This window comes from Enterobacter cloacae complex sp. 394I7 (genome assembly GCF_057320345.1).
Map to the genome: position 1 here is coordinate 1 of NZ_JBXWCR010000009.1, position 16,505 is coordinate 16,505.

General features: G+C 55.8%; 16 protein-coding genes. 13 read left to right on the top strand and 3 right to left on the bottom strand.

The genetic code is table 11. The features are described from left to right. The first annotated feature begins 427 nt into the window (after window positions 1-427). Window positions 428-1,381 (top strand): nickel/cobalt transporter, encoded by a 954-nt coding sequence (locus AC2FAP_RS20980; RefSeq protein ID WP_025206367.1) that lies wholly within the window; start codon window positions 428-430, stop codon window positions 1,379-1,381. A 32-nt stretch (window positions 1,382-1,413) separates the two neighbouring features. On the opposite strand, the gene proP is transcribed toward AC2FAP_RS20980, so the two are convergent. Beyond that, the gene (gene proP / locus AC2FAP_RS20985; RefSeq protein ID WP_020882807.1) at window positions 1,414-2,916 is read right to left on the bottom strand and encodes a glycine betaine/L-proline transporter ProP; all 1,503 of its coding nucleotides are present in this window, start codon (window positions 2,914-2,916) and stop codon (window positions 1,414-1,416) included. 649 nt (window positions 2,917-3,565) lie between these two features. On the opposite strand from proP, the gene kdgT reads away from it, so the two are divergent. Beyond that, entirely contained in the window at window positions 3,566-4,558 is a 993-nt protein-coding gene (gene kdgT / locus AC2FAP_RS20990) for a 2-keto-3-deoxygluconate transporter (protein WP_014168273.1), read from the top strand. A 32-nt stretch (window positions 4,559-4,590) separates the two neighbouring features. On the opposite strand, the gene AC2FAP_RS20995 is transcribed toward kdgT, so the two are convergent. Both AC2FAP_RS20995 and crfC read right to left on the bottom strand, forming a co-directional pair. Then, window positions 4,591-5,469 carry a diguanylate cyclase regulator RdcB family protein gene (locus AC2FAP_RS20995; RefSeq protein WP_014168272.1) on the bottom strand — a complete coding sequence of 293 codons (879 nt, stop codon included), beginning with the start codon at window positions 5,467-5,469 and terminating at the stop codon, window positions 4,591-4,593. Continuing rightward, window positions 5,466-7,820: a clamp-binding protein CrfC gene (crfC, locus tag AC2FAP_RS21000; protein ID WP_485453019.1), complete on the bottom strand. Its 2,355-nt coding sequence runs from the start codon at window positions 7,818-7,820 to the stop codon at window positions 5,466-5,468. The genes AC2FAP_RS20995 and crfC overlap by 4 nt, the downstream gene beginning before the upstream one ends. A gap of 596 nt (window positions 7,821-8,416) precedes the next feature. Here crfC and AC2FAP_RS21005 point away from each other — a divergent pair. The 11 genes from AC2FAP_RS21005 to phnK all read left to right on the top strand — a co-directional run bounded on the left by AC2FAP_RS21005 (window position 8,417) and on the right by phnK (window position 16,502). Beyond that, the gene (locus AC2FAP_RS21005) at window positions 8,417-8,752 is read left to right on the top strand and encodes a zinc ribbon domain-containing protein YjdM (RefSeq protein ID WP_020882810.1); all 336 of its coding nucleotides are present in this window, start codon (window positions 8,417-8,419) and stop codon (window positions 8,750-8,752) included. 80 nt (window positions 8,753-8,832) lie between these two features. After that, window positions 8,833-9,270: a VOC family metalloprotein YjdN gene (gene yjdN, locus AC2FAP_RS21010; protein ID WP_014168269.1), complete on the top strand. Its 438-nt coding sequence runs from the start codon at window positions 8,833-8,835 to the stop codon at window positions 9,268-9,270. Window positions 9,271-9,406: 136 nt separating this feature from the next. Next, complete coding sequence (gene phnC / locus AC2FAP_RS21015) at window positions 9,407-10,195, top strand: phosphonate ABC transporter ATP-binding protein (protein ID WP_020882811.1); 789 nt, start codon at window positions 9,407-9,409, stop codon at window positions 10,193-10,195. Window positions 10,196-10,219: 24 nt separating this feature from the next. Then, complete coding sequence (gene phnD, locus AC2FAP_RS21020) at window positions 10,220-11,236, top strand: phosphonate ABC transporter substrate-binding protein (RefSeq protein ID WP_014168267.1); 1,017 nt, start codon at window positions 10,220-10,222, stop codon at window positions 11,234-11,236. A 52-nt stretch (window positions 11,237-11,288) separates the two neighbouring features. Beyond that, the gene (gene phnE, locus AC2FAP_RS21025; RefSeq protein ID WP_025206369.1) at window positions 11,289-12,068 is read left to right on the top strand and encodes a phosphonate ABC transporter, permease protein PhnE; all 780 of its coding nucleotides are present in this window, start codon (window positions 11,289-11,291) and stop codon (window positions 12,066-12,068) included. Window positions 12,069-12,088: 20 nt separating this feature from the next. Beyond that, the gene (phnF, locus tag AC2FAP_RS21030) at window positions 12,089-12,814 is read left to right on the top strand and encodes a phosphonate metabolism transcriptional regulator PhnF (RefSeq protein WP_032679404.1); all 726 of its coding nucleotides are present in this window, start codon (window positions 12,089-12,091) and stop codon (window positions 12,812-12,814) included. Next, on the top strand, window positions 12,815-13,267 hold the full coding sequence (phnG, locus tag AC2FAP_RS21035; RefSeq protein ID WP_047355928.1) for a phosphonate C-P lyase system protein PhnG: 453 nt from the start codon (window positions 12,815-12,817) through the stop codon (window positions 13,265-13,267). Continuing rightward, window positions 13,264-13,848 (top strand): phosphonate C-P lyase system protein PhnH, encoded by a 585-nt coding sequence (phnH, locus tag AC2FAP_RS21040; RefSeq protein ID WP_014168263.1) that lies wholly within the window; start codon window positions 13,264-13,266, stop codon window positions 13,846-13,848. The genes phnG and phnH overlap by 4 nt, the downstream gene beginning before the upstream one ends. Further along, the gene (locus AC2FAP_RS21045) at window positions 13,848-14,912 is read left to right on the top strand and encodes a carbon-phosphorus lyase complex subunit (protein WP_059306466.1); all 1,065 of its coding nucleotides are present in this window, start codon (window positions 13,848-13,850) and stop codon (window positions 14,910-14,912) included. The genes phnH and AC2FAP_RS21045 overlap by 1 nt, the downstream gene beginning before the upstream one ends. Then, a complete protein-coding gene (phnJ, locus tag AC2FAP_RS21050) occupies window positions 14,905-15,750 on the top strand; it encodes an alpha-D-ribose 1-methylphosphonate 5-phosphate C-P-lyase PhnJ (protein WP_449541547.1) in 846 nt (281 codons plus the stop codon). Before AC2FAP_RS21045 ends, phnJ begins: the two co-directional genes overlap by 8 nt. Next, the gene (phnK, locus tag AC2FAP_RS21055; protein ID WP_020882816.1) at window positions 15,747-16,502 is read left to right on the top strand and encodes a phosphonate C-P lyase system protein PhnK; all 756 of its coding nucleotides are present in this window, start codon (window positions 15,747-15,749) and stop codon (window positions 16,500-16,502) included. The genes phnJ and phnK overlap by 4 nt, the downstream gene beginning before the upstream one ends. Window positions 16,503-16,505: the final 3 nt, after the last annotated feature.

Here is a 16,505-nt window from a genome sequence, read left to right on the forward strand (position 1 = left end):
ATTTAGTGTCCGAAGACATTAAGAATCCATGTCACTTTGAGTGCCCACACAGATTGTCTGATAAATTGTTAAAGAGCAGTTGCGACGCGGCCTACAGCTCACCGTCGCGAGGTGGCGTATATTACGCTTTCCTCTTTCAGAGTCAACCCTGAAATTCAGGATTTTTTCTCTTCAACCGACCGGGTTATCTGTGAAGTGATTCACATCTGCCGTGTCGATGGAGGCGCATTATAGGGAGTTCTCTGCAGGCCGCAACCTAAAAGTTGCAAAAAGATGACTGACTGCTGTATTCCCCAGCAAAACCCCGCTTTATACCCTTTTACGCACAGACTTATCCACAATTGAGGCGGGATCTCTGTGCGATCCTACGGATTAACAGGCAAGATCAACTATACTAGCGACAAATATTCCCCCACCAGGCCACCCCATGACCACACAACAACTGACGCGTGACTGGCGCCTTCCTACAGCAGGCATCATGTTGCTGGCGATCCTCTTAGCCGGGTTTACCCTGCATACGCACTGGAACACCTTTCTTCAGTGGTGCCTTGCCACGCAAATTACCCTGCACCGTTATCTGGTGATGTACCTGCTCCAGCTTAACAACCACCAGTACAGCGGCGGGTTATGGCTATTAACCGGCGCCTTCTTCTATGGCGTATTGCACGCCATCGGGCCGGGGCATGGGAAATTCATTGTGACGACCTACCTCACGACAAATAAAGAAAGCGAACGGGCCGCCCGGGTCGTTCCTTTTCTTGGCAGCCTGATGCAGGGCGTCAGCGCCATTCTCTTTGTCTTTATTCTGGCGGTAGGGTTTAACCTCGCATCGGGGGATATCAGTACCAGCCGCTGGTACGTCGAGAAGATAAGCGCGGTGCTCATCGGTGCATTTGGTGTATTTGTCATTTACCAGGCGCTGAAAAGCCTGCGACCTCGCCGGATGGCTATCTCAGCCATCACGCCCCTTCATCAACATAATGAACACTGTGGTTGTGGTCATCACGGTGTAGGTGCAGACCTGGCGCAAGGCGACTGGAAAACCCGGTTGGGCGTCATACTGGCGATTGGTGCGCGTCCGTGCAGCGGGGCGATCATGATCCTGATGTTTTCAAATGCGCTGGGTATTGTTACCTGGGGGATGGCCGCGGTCATGACCATGTCGCTGGGAACGGCGTTGTCGATTATGGGCCTCTCACTGGCGGTACGTTATGCCCGAGAGCGGACGGTGGCCTGGTTTGGCGGCGGGGCTTCACTCAGCTGGCTGGTCCCGGTCTTTAAAATAGCCGGAGGGATAGTCCTGATCCTGTTCGCGACCGTGCTGTTCCTGACGGTACTCCCCATCAGCGCCAATGGCGATTACATCGCCGCAGGCTGCTAATAAAAGAAAACCCGCCAGCGGCGGGTTTTTTATTACTCGTTGATTCGTGGATGCTGGTCCACCAGGCGGGAGCGTTTTTGCTGCAGCTCTTCAATCTCTGCATCAATATCTTCAATCTTCTGCTCTACATTATCGTAGTGTTCGCGCAGGATCTCTTTCGCTTCCTGGATATCAGACGCCGCAGGCGTGGCCCCTTTAAGAGGACGATTCGCCGTCTCCTTCATGGTAATACCGGTAATCAAACCAATCACCGCGATAACCATCAGGTAATAAGCCGGCATCATCAGGTTCTGCGTACTTTCCACCAGAGAGGCGGCAAGCGTCGGGGTCAGACCGGCAATCAGCACCGAGATGTTAAAGGCAGCCGCCAGCGCACTGTACCGAATGTGTGTCGGGAACATCGCAGGCAGCGTCGAGGCCATCACCCCGATAAAGCAGTTAAGGATCACCGCCAGCATCAGCAGACCGGCAAAAATCAGACCCAGCACATTACTGTTAATCAGAATAAAGGCCGGGATTGCCAGGGCAAACAGCGCGACACTCCCCAGAATAATGAACGGTCGACGGCCAAAGCGGTCGCTCAACAGCCCCATAATCGGCTGCACAAACAGCATACCCACCATGATGGCGATAATAATCAGCACACCGTGGTCTTCTGAATAGTGCAGGTTATGCGACAGATAGCTCGGCATGTAGGTCAACAGCATGTAGTAGGTCACGTTCGTGGAGATGACCAGACCAATACAGGTCAGCAGGCTGCGCCAGTGCTTCGTCGCAATCTCTTTAAAGGAGACTTTCGGGCCATCCTGCAGCCCTTCGCGGTCGCCCTGCTCCAGCTTCTCAACGTGCTGCTGGAACGCCGGCGTTTCTTCAAGAGCATGACGCAGGTAAAGACCGATAATCCCTAACGGCAGCGCCAGGAAGAACGGAATACGCCAGCCCCAGGAGAGGAAGTTCTCTTCACCGACGACGGTAGAAATCAGCACCACTACGCCCGCCCCCAGGACAAACCCGGCAATCGAGCCGAAGTCCAGCCAGCTTCCCATAAAGCCGCGCTTACGGTCCGGGGAATACTCTGCGACAAAGATAGAGGCACCCGTATACTCACCGCCTACGGAGAAGCCCTGGGCCATCTTACAAAGCAGCAGCAGAATCGGAGCCCAAATGCCGATGCTGGCATAGGACGGTATCAGGCCGATACAGAACGTACTGATCGACATAATGACAATGGTGATAGCAAGGATCTTCTGGCGACCATATTTATCGCCAAGCATACCGAAGAACAGACCACCCAGCGGGCGAATCAGGAAGGGGACGGAGAACGTACCCAGCGCGGCAATCATCTGCAGACTGGGGTCGGCGCCGGGGAAGAACACTTTACCTAACGCATAGGCCACAAAGCCGTAAACACCAAAATCGAACCATTCCATCGCATTACCCAGCGAGGCGGCGGTGATCGCTTTGCGCAGTTTGGCGTCATCAATAATGGTGACGTCGCGAAGCGTGATGGGTTTGATTTTTTTCCTTCTGAGCATAGCTATCCTCGTAGACTCGGCCCTGTCCGTTTCACAGTCCCGTATGCGATCTGTGAACCATGGGATCCGCTCCATGCGAATCGCCTTATTCAAGCGTAGCAGGTTTACTTACATTGACGTTTTACGTCGATACAACCGAACCTGTTGACGCCTGCCTGGGCAGTTAATGACCTTTTTACCCTACCAGCGTTTATATTTGTGATCAACTTCACACATATATTTATGTTACGTCAGCTGGCTGCAGTTTTTGTCAATTAGCGCAAATCTACACGTTCTCAATCGCCATAAAAACACATCCTCACACACGTCATTATTTCCCGGACAACGGAAAATGAAACCCCATTACTTCACATCAGATTTACATAAATTCTAACCCTCCGACGCGCGTTTAAAACGTTTACGTCAATATGTGATGCAGATAACTAAAACACTGTTTTATTTTCATTGAATCATCATTCCAATGATCGCATGATAATTCCGAATACCACGTTCCCGGTGCTGTGGCACCGCGTTTACCAGGATCGCTTTTTTAGTTTTATTGCATGGGTAATGACACCATCGAACCCAAAGACATTCAATTCATTGAATTTATTGATTTATTTTTTAGTTTTTGCCGCCCGCCATGCGGGATACGATTTGAGGGTTATCTATGAAGATTAAAGCCACGATTGAACGCATACCGGGCGGTATGATGCTAGTTCCGCTTGTACTGGGCGCTATCCTGAATACCCTGGCTCCTGAAACCGGCGCTTATTTTGGCGGGTTCACAAAAGGGATGATTACGGGCACCGTTCCCATTCTGGCCGTCTGGTTCTTTTGTATCGGCGCCTCAATTAATTTACGGGCAACAGGCACCGTATTACGGAAATCCGGCACGCTGGTGATTACGAAAATTGCCGTGGCCTGGGTAGTGGCAATGATCTGTGCGATGTTCATTCCGGAGAATGGAATTCAGACCGGATTCTTCGCCGGATTATCGGTTCTGGCAATTGTCTCTGCGATGGATATGACCAACGGCGGTTTGTATGCCAGCCTGATGAACCAGTACGGCACCAAAGAAGAGTCAGGTGCATTTGTCCTGATGTCTCTGGAGTCCGGTCCGCTGATGACCATGCTGATTCTGGGCTCTGCTGGCCTGGCGTCCTTTGAACCCCACCACTTTATCGGCGCGATCCTGCCCTTCCTGATCGGTTTTGCTCTGGGTAACCTGGATCACGATCTGCGTGATTTCTTCAGCAAAGCCACGCCGGTGCTGATCCCGTTCTTCGGTTTTGCGCTGGGTAACACCATCAACCTGAATGTCATCCTCGATACGGGTCTGCTGGGTATCGTGTTGGGCGTGGCGGTGATCATCATCACCGGTATTCCGCTGATTATTGCCGACCGGGTCATTGGGGGAGGAAACGGAACGGCGGGGATAGCCGCCTCTTCAGCCGCAGGTGCAGCCGTGGCCAACCCGGTGATCATTGCGCAGATTAACCCAGCTTTTGAACCGGTGGCCGCGTCCGCGACGGCACTGGTTGCAGCCAGCGTGATTGTGACCGCGATTCTGGTTCCCATCATCACCGCACTGTACGCAAAACGTGTCGGACATGTTGCTGAGGTTCAGACAGAGCCTAAGCCTGTTGAAACACACCACTAACCGATGCTCCCCCTCCCGGTGAGAGGGGGATTTCAGCCACCAAAAATCTCTTCCACCATCCCATCCACAAGCCGTTTTGCCGAGCACAGCCTCGGCATACCCAGCGCGACAGTGTGCCAGCTTTGCGTCACCGACCAGCTCACCGGATGGTTATCCGCCTGACACCAGTCGCCCAGCCAACCGAGCATGTCTTTATGATCTATCAGTCCCGGCGACGCGGGCGTTGTCAGCCACTGATGGTAGAAATGGCGGGTGGAAGGAGAAGCGTTGATGCCCTGCGCAAGATAGTTTGCCGCCATACTGCGTAAGTTATCCTTGAGCATCGCCGCCACGTCTTCATTCGCCAGGCGACAGGCATCACCAAATGCGCCCCAGCGCAGCTCTTCCAGGACGACATAGCAACGCCCGGCCAGCGACCAGCCATCGTAGTGGCCGGCTCGCCAGCGGGTAAAAATTTGTTCACTGTGCTCACCCGCCTGCACCGTCAGCCCTCGCTGGGAGAGCGCCTTCTCTTTATAGGCGGCTCGTTGCGTAAAATGAGCGGAAAGCTCAGCGTACTGCTGAATCAGGCCGGGCGACTGCTGGGCCCGCGGGTTAGTCTGCTGACGCAGCGCAATCAATTTGTCTGCCATCAGCGTCAGCGCAAGGTGCCCGGGGTCAAGCATACCGGCCAGCTTTTCCGCCAGCCCCAGGCGCAGCGCCGCATTTTCATTAAGCATACCCGCCATCGCCCAAGGCCTTAGCCGGGTATGCGTCATGATCTCCTGGGTCAAACGCTCACGAAACTGCAGCTGTTGTGGTCCCGGGTGGGGATGACGCGCCGCGTCCACCCCCTGAACCAGATCGACCATAAATTTTGGATGAATACACTCCAGCGTTCGCCCGGGGCCGTCCAGTAGTTGTGTTGTCATGGTTGTTCTGCCGCGAATAGGGTTTGAATATCATCGCGTAACAGTCGGGTATCTTCCTGTATCCACGTCGCAGTCGTGATACTTTGCTTTAACAGCTGGCTGAGCGCTCGGGTCGAATGCTCATTTTGCTGACGTACTGCGAGGCTATCACGCAAACTTTCCTGTAACCCGGTCAGGCATAACGAAAATTCCGCAAAGAACGTTGCCATCCCCGCCGTAACAGAGACATCGACCTGGGCGGTCAAAGCTTTACGGATTTGTTCACAGAACTGATCGATATGCTGCTTGAATTTTTCATGCAGCGGTTCAATGTCAATGACATAGCGTGTGCGTGCAACAACATAATCTTCCCAGCCCCAGCCCGGGTTATTCAGCCAGCGAGAGACGGTTTCACGCATGCTCGCCGCGCCCGCTGGCTGGCCTGCCGGGCGGTGATCCTGCGCAATGGCATCGTTAAACAGCGCCCGGGTGTTGAAGTTAAGTTGATGCGCCTGAAACGCCGGGAAGCTTATCCGCGCGCGAAAACCCGCATGGCTGAGTTGTTCTTTAATACGCGTTTCGATTGGCCGCATGGCTTCATTCAGCGAGCGCGCCAGCGTCGACTCCAGTTGATCGAAGCGTAACGCCAGCTCCCGGCCGATCTTCGTCTGCGCATCCAGCATGATCAGCTCGCAGGAGGAGCGGATTTTACTCAGCGCAATTTGCGCCTGCCCTTCATCATCCAGTACCAGCTGTTTCAGCGCCTGCGGCTCGTCACGGCGAAGATCCCGCGGTTCGATGCCCGCCAGGTCGAGAACAGAGCGGGCGCTAAACACATGGCTAATCGCCTGCTGGAGTGAAGTATTCTGCGACATCATAAAGTCAGCGGTGGCGTTAAGCGCCTGCTCCACTTCATGCTTCACTTCGTCGCTCACCACGCGCTGACGCGTATGCAGTAGGGCCATGTCCTCTTCCAGGCGCGCGATATTCAATTCCAGCGCCTCAAAAGCGACCGTCAGCCCCTGGTAGCGGAAGTCGAGATACTCCCGGGCGTTTTGGGCATAGTTAAGCAGCTTATGCGACGCCGAACGCAGAGCGAAGAGCGATGCATTGGCATAGGCGGCATAAATAAGCTTGCGGATCGGCTGTTCAAATAACGAATCTTCCCACAGCAAATCGGCAGCATGACGAATATGGTCGATGTCGTCCAAATCCTCCGTACGCCAGCGGCGTCCCAGCGCGGCTTCGGCAAAATCCTGAACCCAGCGCTGCTCCTTGTGATCCGGTAGCTGACCGTGGGTAGTCATCTCATAACGGGCGCGGTTCGCCAGATACGCCCACATCGACGAAACGGGATAAATTTGCCCCGGCGAAATATTCCCTTTCATTAAGGTGCCGGAGATCATCGCTTTAACCTGTTCTTCATCGTCGCTGTTACGATCTTTCTGATCGAATTTATTGACCAGCGCATACAGCGGCACCGATTTACCGGCGACTGAAATGGCCTGCCGGACCTCGTGATCGGAAATCGATTTGAGCTGGGTGTAATCCATCACCGCCAGCACCGCCGACGCGCGAGATAACTGCTCGCTCAGCATTTTTTGCAAATGCGGTTGCCCGGCCTCATTCGGCCCGGGGGTATCAAGCAGCGTCAGTTGCCCAAGGTGGGCATCCAGACCCGCGAGATGCACGAACTCCACTTCGATCACCGGAATGTGTTCGATGGCCGCATATTCAGAGAACGGAAACTCGACGCCTAACGCCTGTGAGAGCCTCACCAGGTCGTTAAGGCTTTTCAGACAATGAAATATTGGCTGCGCACCAAGGTGATGCTTCTCGAAAGCCTCCCCTTTTTCAATTCTTTCCAGCAGCGTAATCATGTCCTTATCAATTTCCAGACGCTGCGCCAGCTTACCGCGATCGTAATCGCAGAGCTTTTTCTGTAACAGGAGGATTAATTCATCGATAGGAGAGACGTGAGCAAAATGGAGCACCGGCTCTTTCTGACCCGGCGTATGACGAATCAATGTCGGAAGCGCCGTCATCGGTCGGTTGCGGTTCGGCAACACTTCGGTTCCGACAATGGCATTAATGGTGGTCGATTTCCCCGCTTTCATGGTGCCCACAATTGCCAGCACCATTTCCAGACGGGTTATTTTCCGTAATTCATTATTCAGCATAGCCTGCTGGGCTTCGACACCCCGCGCACTAAAATGCAAAGGTAAGACGTTGTTCTTTTCACCCGTAATGGCTGCGGCGGTGCTTTCTAGCTTCGCCGTCGGCATTGATTTCAACGTATCAAGATTTTGCAGGGCGAGCTGTAACAAACGCTCTGCTTCCTGGCTTAATTCAAAAATGGTCTGTGTGTGCATGATAAAAGCCTTTCCTTAACGCAAATTTATTACTTTTATTAAGCCACTGGTTTTAATTATGTTGTTCAGGCTTATATGATCACGTGTGGAAAACATGTTCACCGAAATATAACTGATTGAAGATAATCAGAAATAAATCGCTATCCTTGCATGGCGTGTAAAGCTTCCCCTCTGGCATGACAGCCAAAAGATAAAAGCATGGCCCATTTTTAAGAAACTTCAGGATATATCATCATTATTTACCCACCTAAAAAGAGAGGTAATGCGTCACCGCCATAAGATATGGATGACGGGGAAGTCAGGAGATAAATAACAATGTGTCGCTTCACCTTATCCGAAATGGAGGTGCGTAGCAATTTGCTGCAATAAAATATTCGATATATTTACTGCCATTTCTTTCCACCGTGTTAATGCCGTAAGCATCGCTTAACTGACTGACAGGAAATGTCACTGGCGACACGCTTTTTGCTTTTTTTTTAAATAGAATATCACCGACAACGGTGTGGATTTGCGTTATACTTGCCCCCTTTTTCGGCACCCAGCCGTCATTTTGCTGGCACTTTCCAGCGTGTTACGCACTTTTTGAGGATACCCTAATGCAACTCCCACACTGCCCGAAATGCAATTCTGAATACACCTATGAAGATAATGGCATGTTCATCTGCCCGGAATGCGCTCACGAATGGAATGACGCCGAGCCGTCGCACGATACTGATACGCTTGTTGTAAAAGATGCGAACGGTAATCTGCTGGCTGATGGCGACAGCGTCACCGTGATTAAAGATTTGAAGGTTAAAGGCAGCTCTTCCATGCTGAAGATCGGCACTAAAGTGAAGAATATCCGTCTGGTAGAAGGCGACCATAATATTGACTGCAAAATTGACGGCTTTGGCCCGATGAAACTGAAATCAGAGTTTGTGAAAAAGAACTGATTTACCCGCCCGGTGGCGCTTCGCTTACCGGGCTGGCGAGAACTACACTTAACGGGCTCTTCTTACGTGAGGTATAGATTATGCCGTTAAGTCCCTACATCTCTTTCGCCGGTAACTGTGCCGAGGCCTCCGCCTTTTATCAGCACGCCGTCGGCGCAGAGCTCCTCTATAAAATCACCTTCGGTGAAATGCCAAAAGGCGACAGCAGCGAAGAAGGCTGTCCGTCTGGCATGCAGTTTCCGGATTCGGCGATCGCCCACTCGAATGTTCGCATTGCGGGCAGCGATATCATGATGAGTGATGGGCAGCCGCCCGGCAGCAAAGCGCAGTATGCCGGGTTCACGCTGGTGCTGGACACCCAGGACGTGGCAGAAGGCAAACGCTGGTTCGACAATCTGGCCGCGGAAGGCCATATCGAAATGGCCTGGCAGGAGACCTTCTGGGCGCACGGTTTCGGTAAAGTCACCGACAAATACGGCGTGCCGTGGATGATTAACGTCGTTAAGCAACAGCAGTGATCTTCTGGCGGTGGGCAGTCTGCCCCCGCCTGTCATCAAACTCCCCTCAACTCTTCAAACTCCCGCAACCGAGACTTAACCCAAATGTCATATTGATGCGCCAGCATGAGGCCACATTTATTGTGAGGCCCAGCATATGCAAACTGTTATCCGCGTCGAGAAACTGAGCAAGACCTTTCATCACAACAAGGCCCTGCATGCCGTTGATCTGACCGTCCTGCAGGGCGAAATGGTGGCGCTCCTGGGGCCATCCGGCTCTGGTAAATCCACCCTTATGCGTCATTTAAGCGGCCTTATCACCTGTGATAAGACCTCAGAAAGCCACGTCGAGCTGCTGGGCAACACCGTGCAGCGTGCAGGACGCCTGGCGCGGGATATCCGCAAAAGCCGCGCCCAGACGGGCTATATCTTCCAGCAGTTCAACCTGGTCAATCGCCTGACGGTACTGGAGAACGTGCTGATTGGCGCGCTCGGCAGCACCCCGTTCTGGCGTACCTGTCTGCGCTGGTTCTCCCCCTCTCAAAAGCAGGAAGCGTTGCAGGCGCTGACCCGCGTCGGAATGGCGCATTTCGCCCACCAGCGCGTCTCCACACTTTCCGGTGGACAGCAGCAGCGCGTGGCTATCGCCCGTGCCCTGATGCAAAAAGCGCAAATCATTCTTGCCGATGAACCCATCGCCTCGCTGGACCCGGAATCGGCTCGCATCGTGATGGAAACCCTGCGCGACATCAACCTCAACGACGGCATCACCGTGGTGGTGACGCTGCACCAGGTGGATTACGCCCTGCGCTATTGCGAGCGCATCGTCGCGTTGCGTCAGGGGCATGTGTTCTTTGATGGCCCAAGCCATCAGTTTGATAACGACCGTTTCGACCATCTCTACCGCAGCATTAACCGCGTCGAAGAGAACGCGCAGGCTGCTTAATTAAAACCGATCCGAGGAAAGTACATGAGCTACAAAGCCGTTGCCGCGCTGGCGTTTACCAGCATGTTCAGCATAAGCACTCTGTTAAGCCCTGCGTACGCCCAGGAGCAGGAAAAAGCGCTGAACTTTGGCATTATTTCGACGGAATCACAGCAGAACCTGAAACCTCAGTGGGAACCGTTCCTGAAAGATATGGAAACCAAACTGGGGATCAAAGTGAACGCCTTCTTCGCCCCGGACTATGCGGGCATCATTCAGGGGATGCGCTTTAACAAAGTCGACATCGCCTGGTACGGCAACCTCTCCGCCATGGAAGCGGTGGATCGCGCGAACGGCCAGGTCTTTGCCCAGACCGTTGCCGCGGATGGCTCTCCGGGTTACTGGAGCGTACTGATCGTCAATAAAGACAGCCCCATCAACAACCTGAACGACATGCTCGCCAAACGTAAAGAGCTGACGTTTGGTAACGGCGATCCCAACTCCACCTCTGGTTTCCTGGTGCCGGGCTATTACGTCTTTGCTAAAAACAACGCCTCTGCCAGCGAGTTTAAGCGCACCGTGAACGCCAGCCATGAAACCAACGCGCTGGCCGTGGCCAATAAGCAGGTGGATGTCGCCACGAATAACACCGAGAACCTCGACAAGCTGAAAACCTCGGCACCGGACAAGCTGAAAGCGCTGAAGGTTATCTGGAAATCCCCTCTGATCCCGGGCGACCCCATCGTCTGGCGCAAAAACCTGTCTGAGACCACCAAAGACAAGGTGTACGACTTCTTTATGAATTACGGCAAAACGCCGGAAGAAAAAACGGTTCTGGAACGTCTGGGCTGGGCACCTTTCCGCCCGTCAAGCGACCTGCAGCTGGTCCCGATTCGCCAGCTGGCGCTGTTTAAAGAGATGCAGGGCGTGAAGGACAACAAGGGTCTGAAGGAGGAGGAGAAGAGCAGCAAAGTGGCTGCGATTCAGGCTCAGCTCGAAGACCTTGACCGCCTGACCGCGGCGCTCGGCGCCATGAGCAGCGTGAATAAAGCGGTGCAATAACGCTTACCGCCCTCTCCCGGTGGGAGAGGGCATTCAGACCAAAGGGGCACACATGCAAACCATCACCCTCCCACCGCCGAAACGCAGCTGGTTCTCGCTTTTTAGCTGGGCCATTTTGCTTGCGGTGCTCGTTATCTCCTGGCAGGGCGCGGAAATGGATCCGCTGCTGCTGTTTAAAGATGCCGGCAATATGGCCACTTTTGCCGCCGACTTCTTCCCGCCTGATTTCAGCCAGTGGCAGGATTACCTCAGCGAAATGGCGGTCACTCTGCAAATCGCCGTCTGGGGCACCGCCCTGGCCGTCATCCTTTCTGTTCCGTTCGGCCTGATGAGCGCCGAGAACATCGTTCCGTGGTGGATTTACCAGCCGATGCGTCGCCTGATGGACGCCTGCCGCGCCATCAACGAAATGGTCTTTGCCATGCTGTTCGTGGTGGCCGTGGGCCTGGGTCCGTTCGCCGGGGTGATGGCGCTGTTTATTCATACCACCGGCGTGCTCTCCAAGCTGCTCTCCGAGGCGGTGGAAGCTATTGAGCCGGGCCCGGTCGAAGGGATCCGCGCAACGGGCGCCAACAAAATTGAAGAAATTCTCTTCGGCGTACTGCCCCAGGTGATGCCGCTGCTGATCTCCTACTCCCTGTACCGTTTCGAATCCAACGTTCGTTCCGCCACCGTCGTCGGCATGGTGGGCGCAGGCGGTATTGGCGTCACGCTGTGGGAAGCGATTCGCGGGTTCCAGTTCCAGCAAACCTGCGCCCTGATGGTGCTCATTATCATCACCGTCAGCCTGCTGGATTTTATGTCTCAACGTTTGCGTAAGCACTTCATCTGAGAAGCGAGGCTTTGATTTGTATGCACTTATCCAGACATCCGACCAGTTACCCCACCCGCTGGCAAGAGATAGCGGCAAAACTCGAGGTGGAACTTCGCACCCACTACCGCTGCGGAGACTACCTGCCTGCCGAGCAGCAGCTTGCCGACCGCTATGAAGTGAACCGACACACGCTGCGCCGCGCCATTGATCAGCTGGTCGAGCGCGGCTGGGTGCAGCGCCGTCAGGGTGTCGGCGTGCTGGTGTTGATGCGTCCGTTTGACTATCCGCTCAATGCGCAGGCGCGTTTTAGCCAGAACCTGCTGGATCAGGGCAGCCACCCGACCAGCGAAAAACTGCTGTCGGTGCTGCGCCCGGCCTCAAGCCACGTCGCGGACGCGCTGGGCATTCAGGAGGGCGACAATGTCATCCACCTGCGTACCCTGCGTCGGGTCAACGGCGTGGCGGTGTGCCAGATAGACCACTACTTCGCCGACCTGGCGCTGTGGCCGGTGCTGCAAAATTTCTCCAGCGGCTCGCTGCATGATTTTCTTCAGGATGCCACGGGCATCGCGCTTAAACGTACCCAGACGCGCATCAGCGCCCGCCGCGCGCAGGCCAAAGAGAGCAACGTGCTGGAGATCCCCAACATGGCTCCGCTGCTCTGCGTTCGCACCCTCAACCACCGTGACGGCGAGATCGACGCGACGGAATACTCCGTCAGCCTGACCCGCGCCGACATGATCGAATTCACCATGGAGCACTGAATGCATTTCGATACCTCCACCCGCCAGCGCTGGATGGGCGTCCTGGCGCACAGCCAGCCCGCAGCGCTTTCGGACCGCATGCAGGCGCTGAATCTGACGCCGGAATATGACCTCATCCGCGCGCCGGAAATCGGTCTGGTGCAGATCCAGGCGCGTATGGGCGGTACCGGTGAGCGCTTCTTCGCCGGCGATGCCACCCTCACCCGCGCAGTGATCCGCCTGAACAGCGGCACGCTGGGCTACAGCTACGTGCTCGGGCGCGACAAACCACACGCCGAACGCTGCGCGGTGATTGACGCCCTGTTACAGGAACACCCTCATTTCCAGACTCTGATGGAAACCCTTATTGCCCCGCTGGAAGCCGACCGTGCCGCACTGATTGCCGCCCGCCAGGCCCAGATAAACACCAGCCGGGTCGACTTCTTTACGCTCGTTCGCGGAGATAACGCATGACGCTTCAACCCGCTTTTACCCTGGCCGTCCAGGATGCCCAACAAAGTTTTCGTCGCCTGCTGAAAGCCATGAGCGAACCGGGCGTCATCGTCTCGCTGCATCAGCTCTCTCAGGGCTGGCTGCCGCTGAATCTGGCGACCACCAGCGTACTGCTGACGCTCGCCGACAACGACACCCCGGTGTGGCTCTCTGGCGCGTTATCGAATGATATCGCCAGCCAGAACCTGCGCTTTCACACCAACGCCCCGCTGGTTGAACAACCCCGGCAGGCGGTGTTTGCCGTGGCCGACGAGCAAATCAGCCACGAGCAGCTTAATGCCCTGAGCGAAGGAAGCGCGGTGGCACCGGAGACCAGCGCCACGCTGATTTTGCAGGTATCAAGCCTGAGCGGTGGCCGCATGCTGCGCCTCACGGGGGCGGGTATTGCCGAAGAGCGCATGGTCGCGCCACAGCTGCCGGAGTGCATCATTCATGAACTGACCGAACGCCCGCACCCGTTCCCGCTCGGTATAGACCTGATCCTCACCTGCGGAGAACGCCTGCTGGCCATCCCTCGTACCACTCATGTGGAGGTGTGCTGATGTACGTTGCCGTCAAAGGGGGCGAGAAGGCTATCGCCGCCGCCCATGCCTTGCAGGCGCACAGACGACGGGGTGATGACGCGCTTCCCGAGCTCAGCGTCACCCAGATTGAGCAGCAGCTCAATCTGGCCGTCGACCGGGTAATGACTGAAGGCGGCGTCGCTGATCGCGAACTGGCGGCGCTGGCGCTGAAACAGGCCAGCGGCGACAACGTCGAAGCCATCTTCCTGCTGCGTGCTTATCGCACCACACTGGCGAAACTGGCGGTGAGCGAACCGATCAATACGGCAGAAATGCGTCTGGAACGTCGTATTTCGGCGGTCTATAAAGACATCCCCGGTGGCCAGCTGCTTGGGCCCACCTATGACTACACCCACCGTCTGCTGGATTTCACCCTGCTGGCGAACGGCGAAACGCCCCAGTTGAGCACCTCGGATGCAGAGCAGGTTCCCTCCCCGCACGTTTTTAGCCTGCTGGCGAAACAGGGTCTGGCGAAGGCCGAAGACGATACTGGCGCGCAACCTGACGACATCACCCGCACGCCGCCGGTTTACCCCTGTTCACGCTCGTCGCGCCTGCAGCAGCTGATGCGCGGCGACGAGGGGTATTTACTGGCGCTGGCCTACTCCACCCAGCGTGGCTACGGCCGCAACCATCCGTTCGCGGCGGAGATTCGTAGCGGCTACCTTAACGTCGAGATCGTGCCCGAAGAGCTGGGTTTTGCGGTGAACATCGGCGAACTGCTCATGACCGAATGCGAAATGGTGAATGGATTTGTCGCCCCCGAGAACGAGGCCCCGCATTTTACCCGCGGTTACGGGCTGGTGTTCGGCATGAGTGAGCGCAAGGCGATGGCGATGGCGCTGGTCGACCGTGCCCTGCAGGCACCGGACTACGGCGAAGCGGTCTCCGGCCCGGCGCAGGACGAGGAGTTCGTGCTGGCCCATGCGGATAACGTCGAGGCCGCGGGCTTCGTTTCCCACCTCAAGCTGCCGCACTACGTCGATTTCCAGGCCGAACTGGAACTGCTGAAACGCCTGCAACGGGAGCGCGCACATGACTAACTTAAGCGGCTACAACTTTGCTTATCTGGATGAACAAACTAAACGCATGATCCGCCGCGCCATTTTGAAAGCGGTGGCTATCCCCGGTTATCAGGTGCCGTTCGGCGGCCGCGAAATGCCCATGCCATACGGCTGGGGTACCGGCGGCATTCAGCTGACCGCCAGCGTCATTGGCGAGTCGGACGTGCTGAAGGTCATCGACCAGGGGGCTGATGACACCACCAACGCCGTGTCGATTCGCCAGTTCTTTCAACGGGTGACGGGCGTCAATACCACCGAAAAAACCGAATATGCGACGCTGATCCAGACCCGTCACCGCATTCCGGAAACACCGCTGACGGAAGATCAGATTTTGATTTTTCAGGTGCCTATTCCGGAGCCCCTGCGCTTTATCGAGCCGCGTGAAACGGAAACCCGCACCATGCACGCCCTGGAAGAGTACGGCGTCATGCAGGTGAAGTTGTATGAGGATATCGCCCGCTTCGGCCATATCGCCACAACCTACGCCTATCCGGTCAAGGTCAATGGACGCTACGTGATGGACCCGTCCCCCATCCCCAAATTCGACAACCCGAAGATGGACATGATGCCTGCCCTGCAGCTGTTTGGTGCCGGGCGTGAAAAACGCATCTACGCCGTACCGCCTTACACCCGCGTGGAAAGTCTCGATTTCGACGACCACCCGTTTACGGTGCAGGAGTGGGACGAGCCGTGCGCCATTTGCGGCTCAAAACACAGCTATCTGGACGAAGTGGTGCTGGATGACACGGGCAAACGGATGTTTGTCTGCTCCGACACCGACTTCTGCCGCCAACAGAGCGAGGCGAAAAGCCAATGAAACCGCTGCTTTCGGTTAATAACCTGACCCACCTTTACGCGCCGGGCAAAGGCTTCAGCGACGTCTCGTTTGAGCTGTGGCCAGGTGAGGTGCTGGGCATTGTCGGCGAGTCCGGCTCGGGCAAAACCACCCTGCTGAAATCTATCTCTGCACGACTGACGCCGCAAAAGGGCGACATTTTATATGAGGGCCGGTCGCTGTACGGCATGAGCGAGGCCGAACGCCGTCGCCTGCTGCGCACCGAATGGGGCGTGGTGCATCAACATCCCATGGACGGCCTGCGCCGCCAGGTCTCGGCCGGAGGCAATATCGGTGAAAGGCTGATGGCCACCGGCGCACGCCATTATGGCAACATCCGCGCCACGGCACAGCAATGGCTGAGCGATGTGGAGATCCCCACCTCGCGCATTGATGACCTGCCCACCACCTTCTCCGGCGGTATGCAGCAGCGCCTGCAGATTGCCCGCAATCTCGTCACTCACCCGAAGCTGGTGTTTATGGACGAACCCACCGGTGGGCTGGACGTCTCCGTTCAGGCGCGTCTGCTCGACCTGCTGCGCGGCCTGGTGGTGGAACTGAACCTGGCCGTGGTGATTGTCACCCATGATTTAGGCGTTGCCCGCCTGCTGGCGGACCGTCTTCTGGTGATGAAGCAGGGTCAGGTGGTGGAAAGTGGGCTGACCGACCGCGTACTCGACGATCCCCATCATCCGTACACCCAGCTGCTGGTGTCATCGGTATTGCAGAATTAAGAG

Bases quoted from the DNA above. Each gene is read 5' to 3' on its own strand.
- AC2FAP_RS21005 (WP_020882810.1), top strand. From the start codon at position 8,417: ATGCAACTCCCACACTGCCCGAAATGCAATTCTGAATACACCTATGAA.
- phnE (WP_025206369.1), top strand. From the start codon at position 11,289: ATGCAAACCATCACCCTCCCACCGCCGAAACGCAGCTGGTTCTCGCTT.
- AC2FAP_RS20995 (WP_014168272.1), bottom strand. From the start codon at position 5,469: ATGACAACACAACTACTGGACGGCCCCGGGCGAACGCTGGAGTGTATT.
- phnK (WP_020882816.1), top strand. From the start codon at position 15,747: ATGAAACCGCTGCTTTCGGTTAATAACCTGACCCACCTTTACGCGCCG.
- phnC (WP_020882811.1), top strand. From the start codon at position 9,407: ATGCAAACTGTTATCCGCGTCGAGAAACTGAGCAAGACCTTTCATCAC.
- phnF (WP_032679404.1), top strand. From the start codon at position 12,089: ATGCACTTATCCAGACATCCGACCAGTTACCCCACCCGCTGGCAAGAG.
- kdgT (WP_014168273.1), top strand. From the start codon at position 3,566: ATGAAGATTAAAGCCACGATTGAACGCATACCGGGCGGTATGATGCTA.
- yjdN (WP_014168269.1), top strand. From the start codon at position 8,833: ATGCCGTTAAGTCCCTACATCTCTTTCGCCGGTAACTGTGCCGAGGCC.
- proP (WP_020882807.1), bottom strand. From the start codon at position 2,916: ATGCTCAGAAGGAAAAAAATCAAACCCATCACGCTTCGCGACGTCACC.
- phnG (WP_047355928.1), top strand. From the start codon at position 12,815: ATGCATTTCGATACCTCCACCCGCCAGCGCTGGATGGGCGTCCTGGCG.
- AC2FAP_RS20980 (WP_025206367.1), top strand. From the start codon at position 428: ATGACCACACAACAACTGACGCGTGACTGGCGCCTTCCTACAGCAGGC.
- phnJ (WP_449541547.1), top strand. From the start codon at position 14,905: ATGACTAACTTAAGCGGCTACAACTTTGCTTATCTGGATGAACAAACT.
- phnH (WP_014168263.1), top strand. From the start codon at position 13,264: ATGACGCTTCAACCCGCTTTTACCCTGGCCGTCCAGGATGCCCAACAA.
- AC2FAP_RS21045 (WP_059306466.1), top strand. From the start codon at position 13,848: ATGTACGTTGCCGTCAAAGGGGGCGAGAAGGCTATCGCCGCCGCCCAT.
- phnD (WP_014168267.1), top strand. From the start codon at position 10,220: ATGAGCTACAAAGCCGTTGCCGCGCTGGCGTTTACCAGCATGTTCAGC.
- crfC (WP_485453019.1), bottom strand. From the start codon at position 7,820: ATGCACACACAGACCATTTTTGAATTAAGCCAGGAAGCAGAGCGTTTG.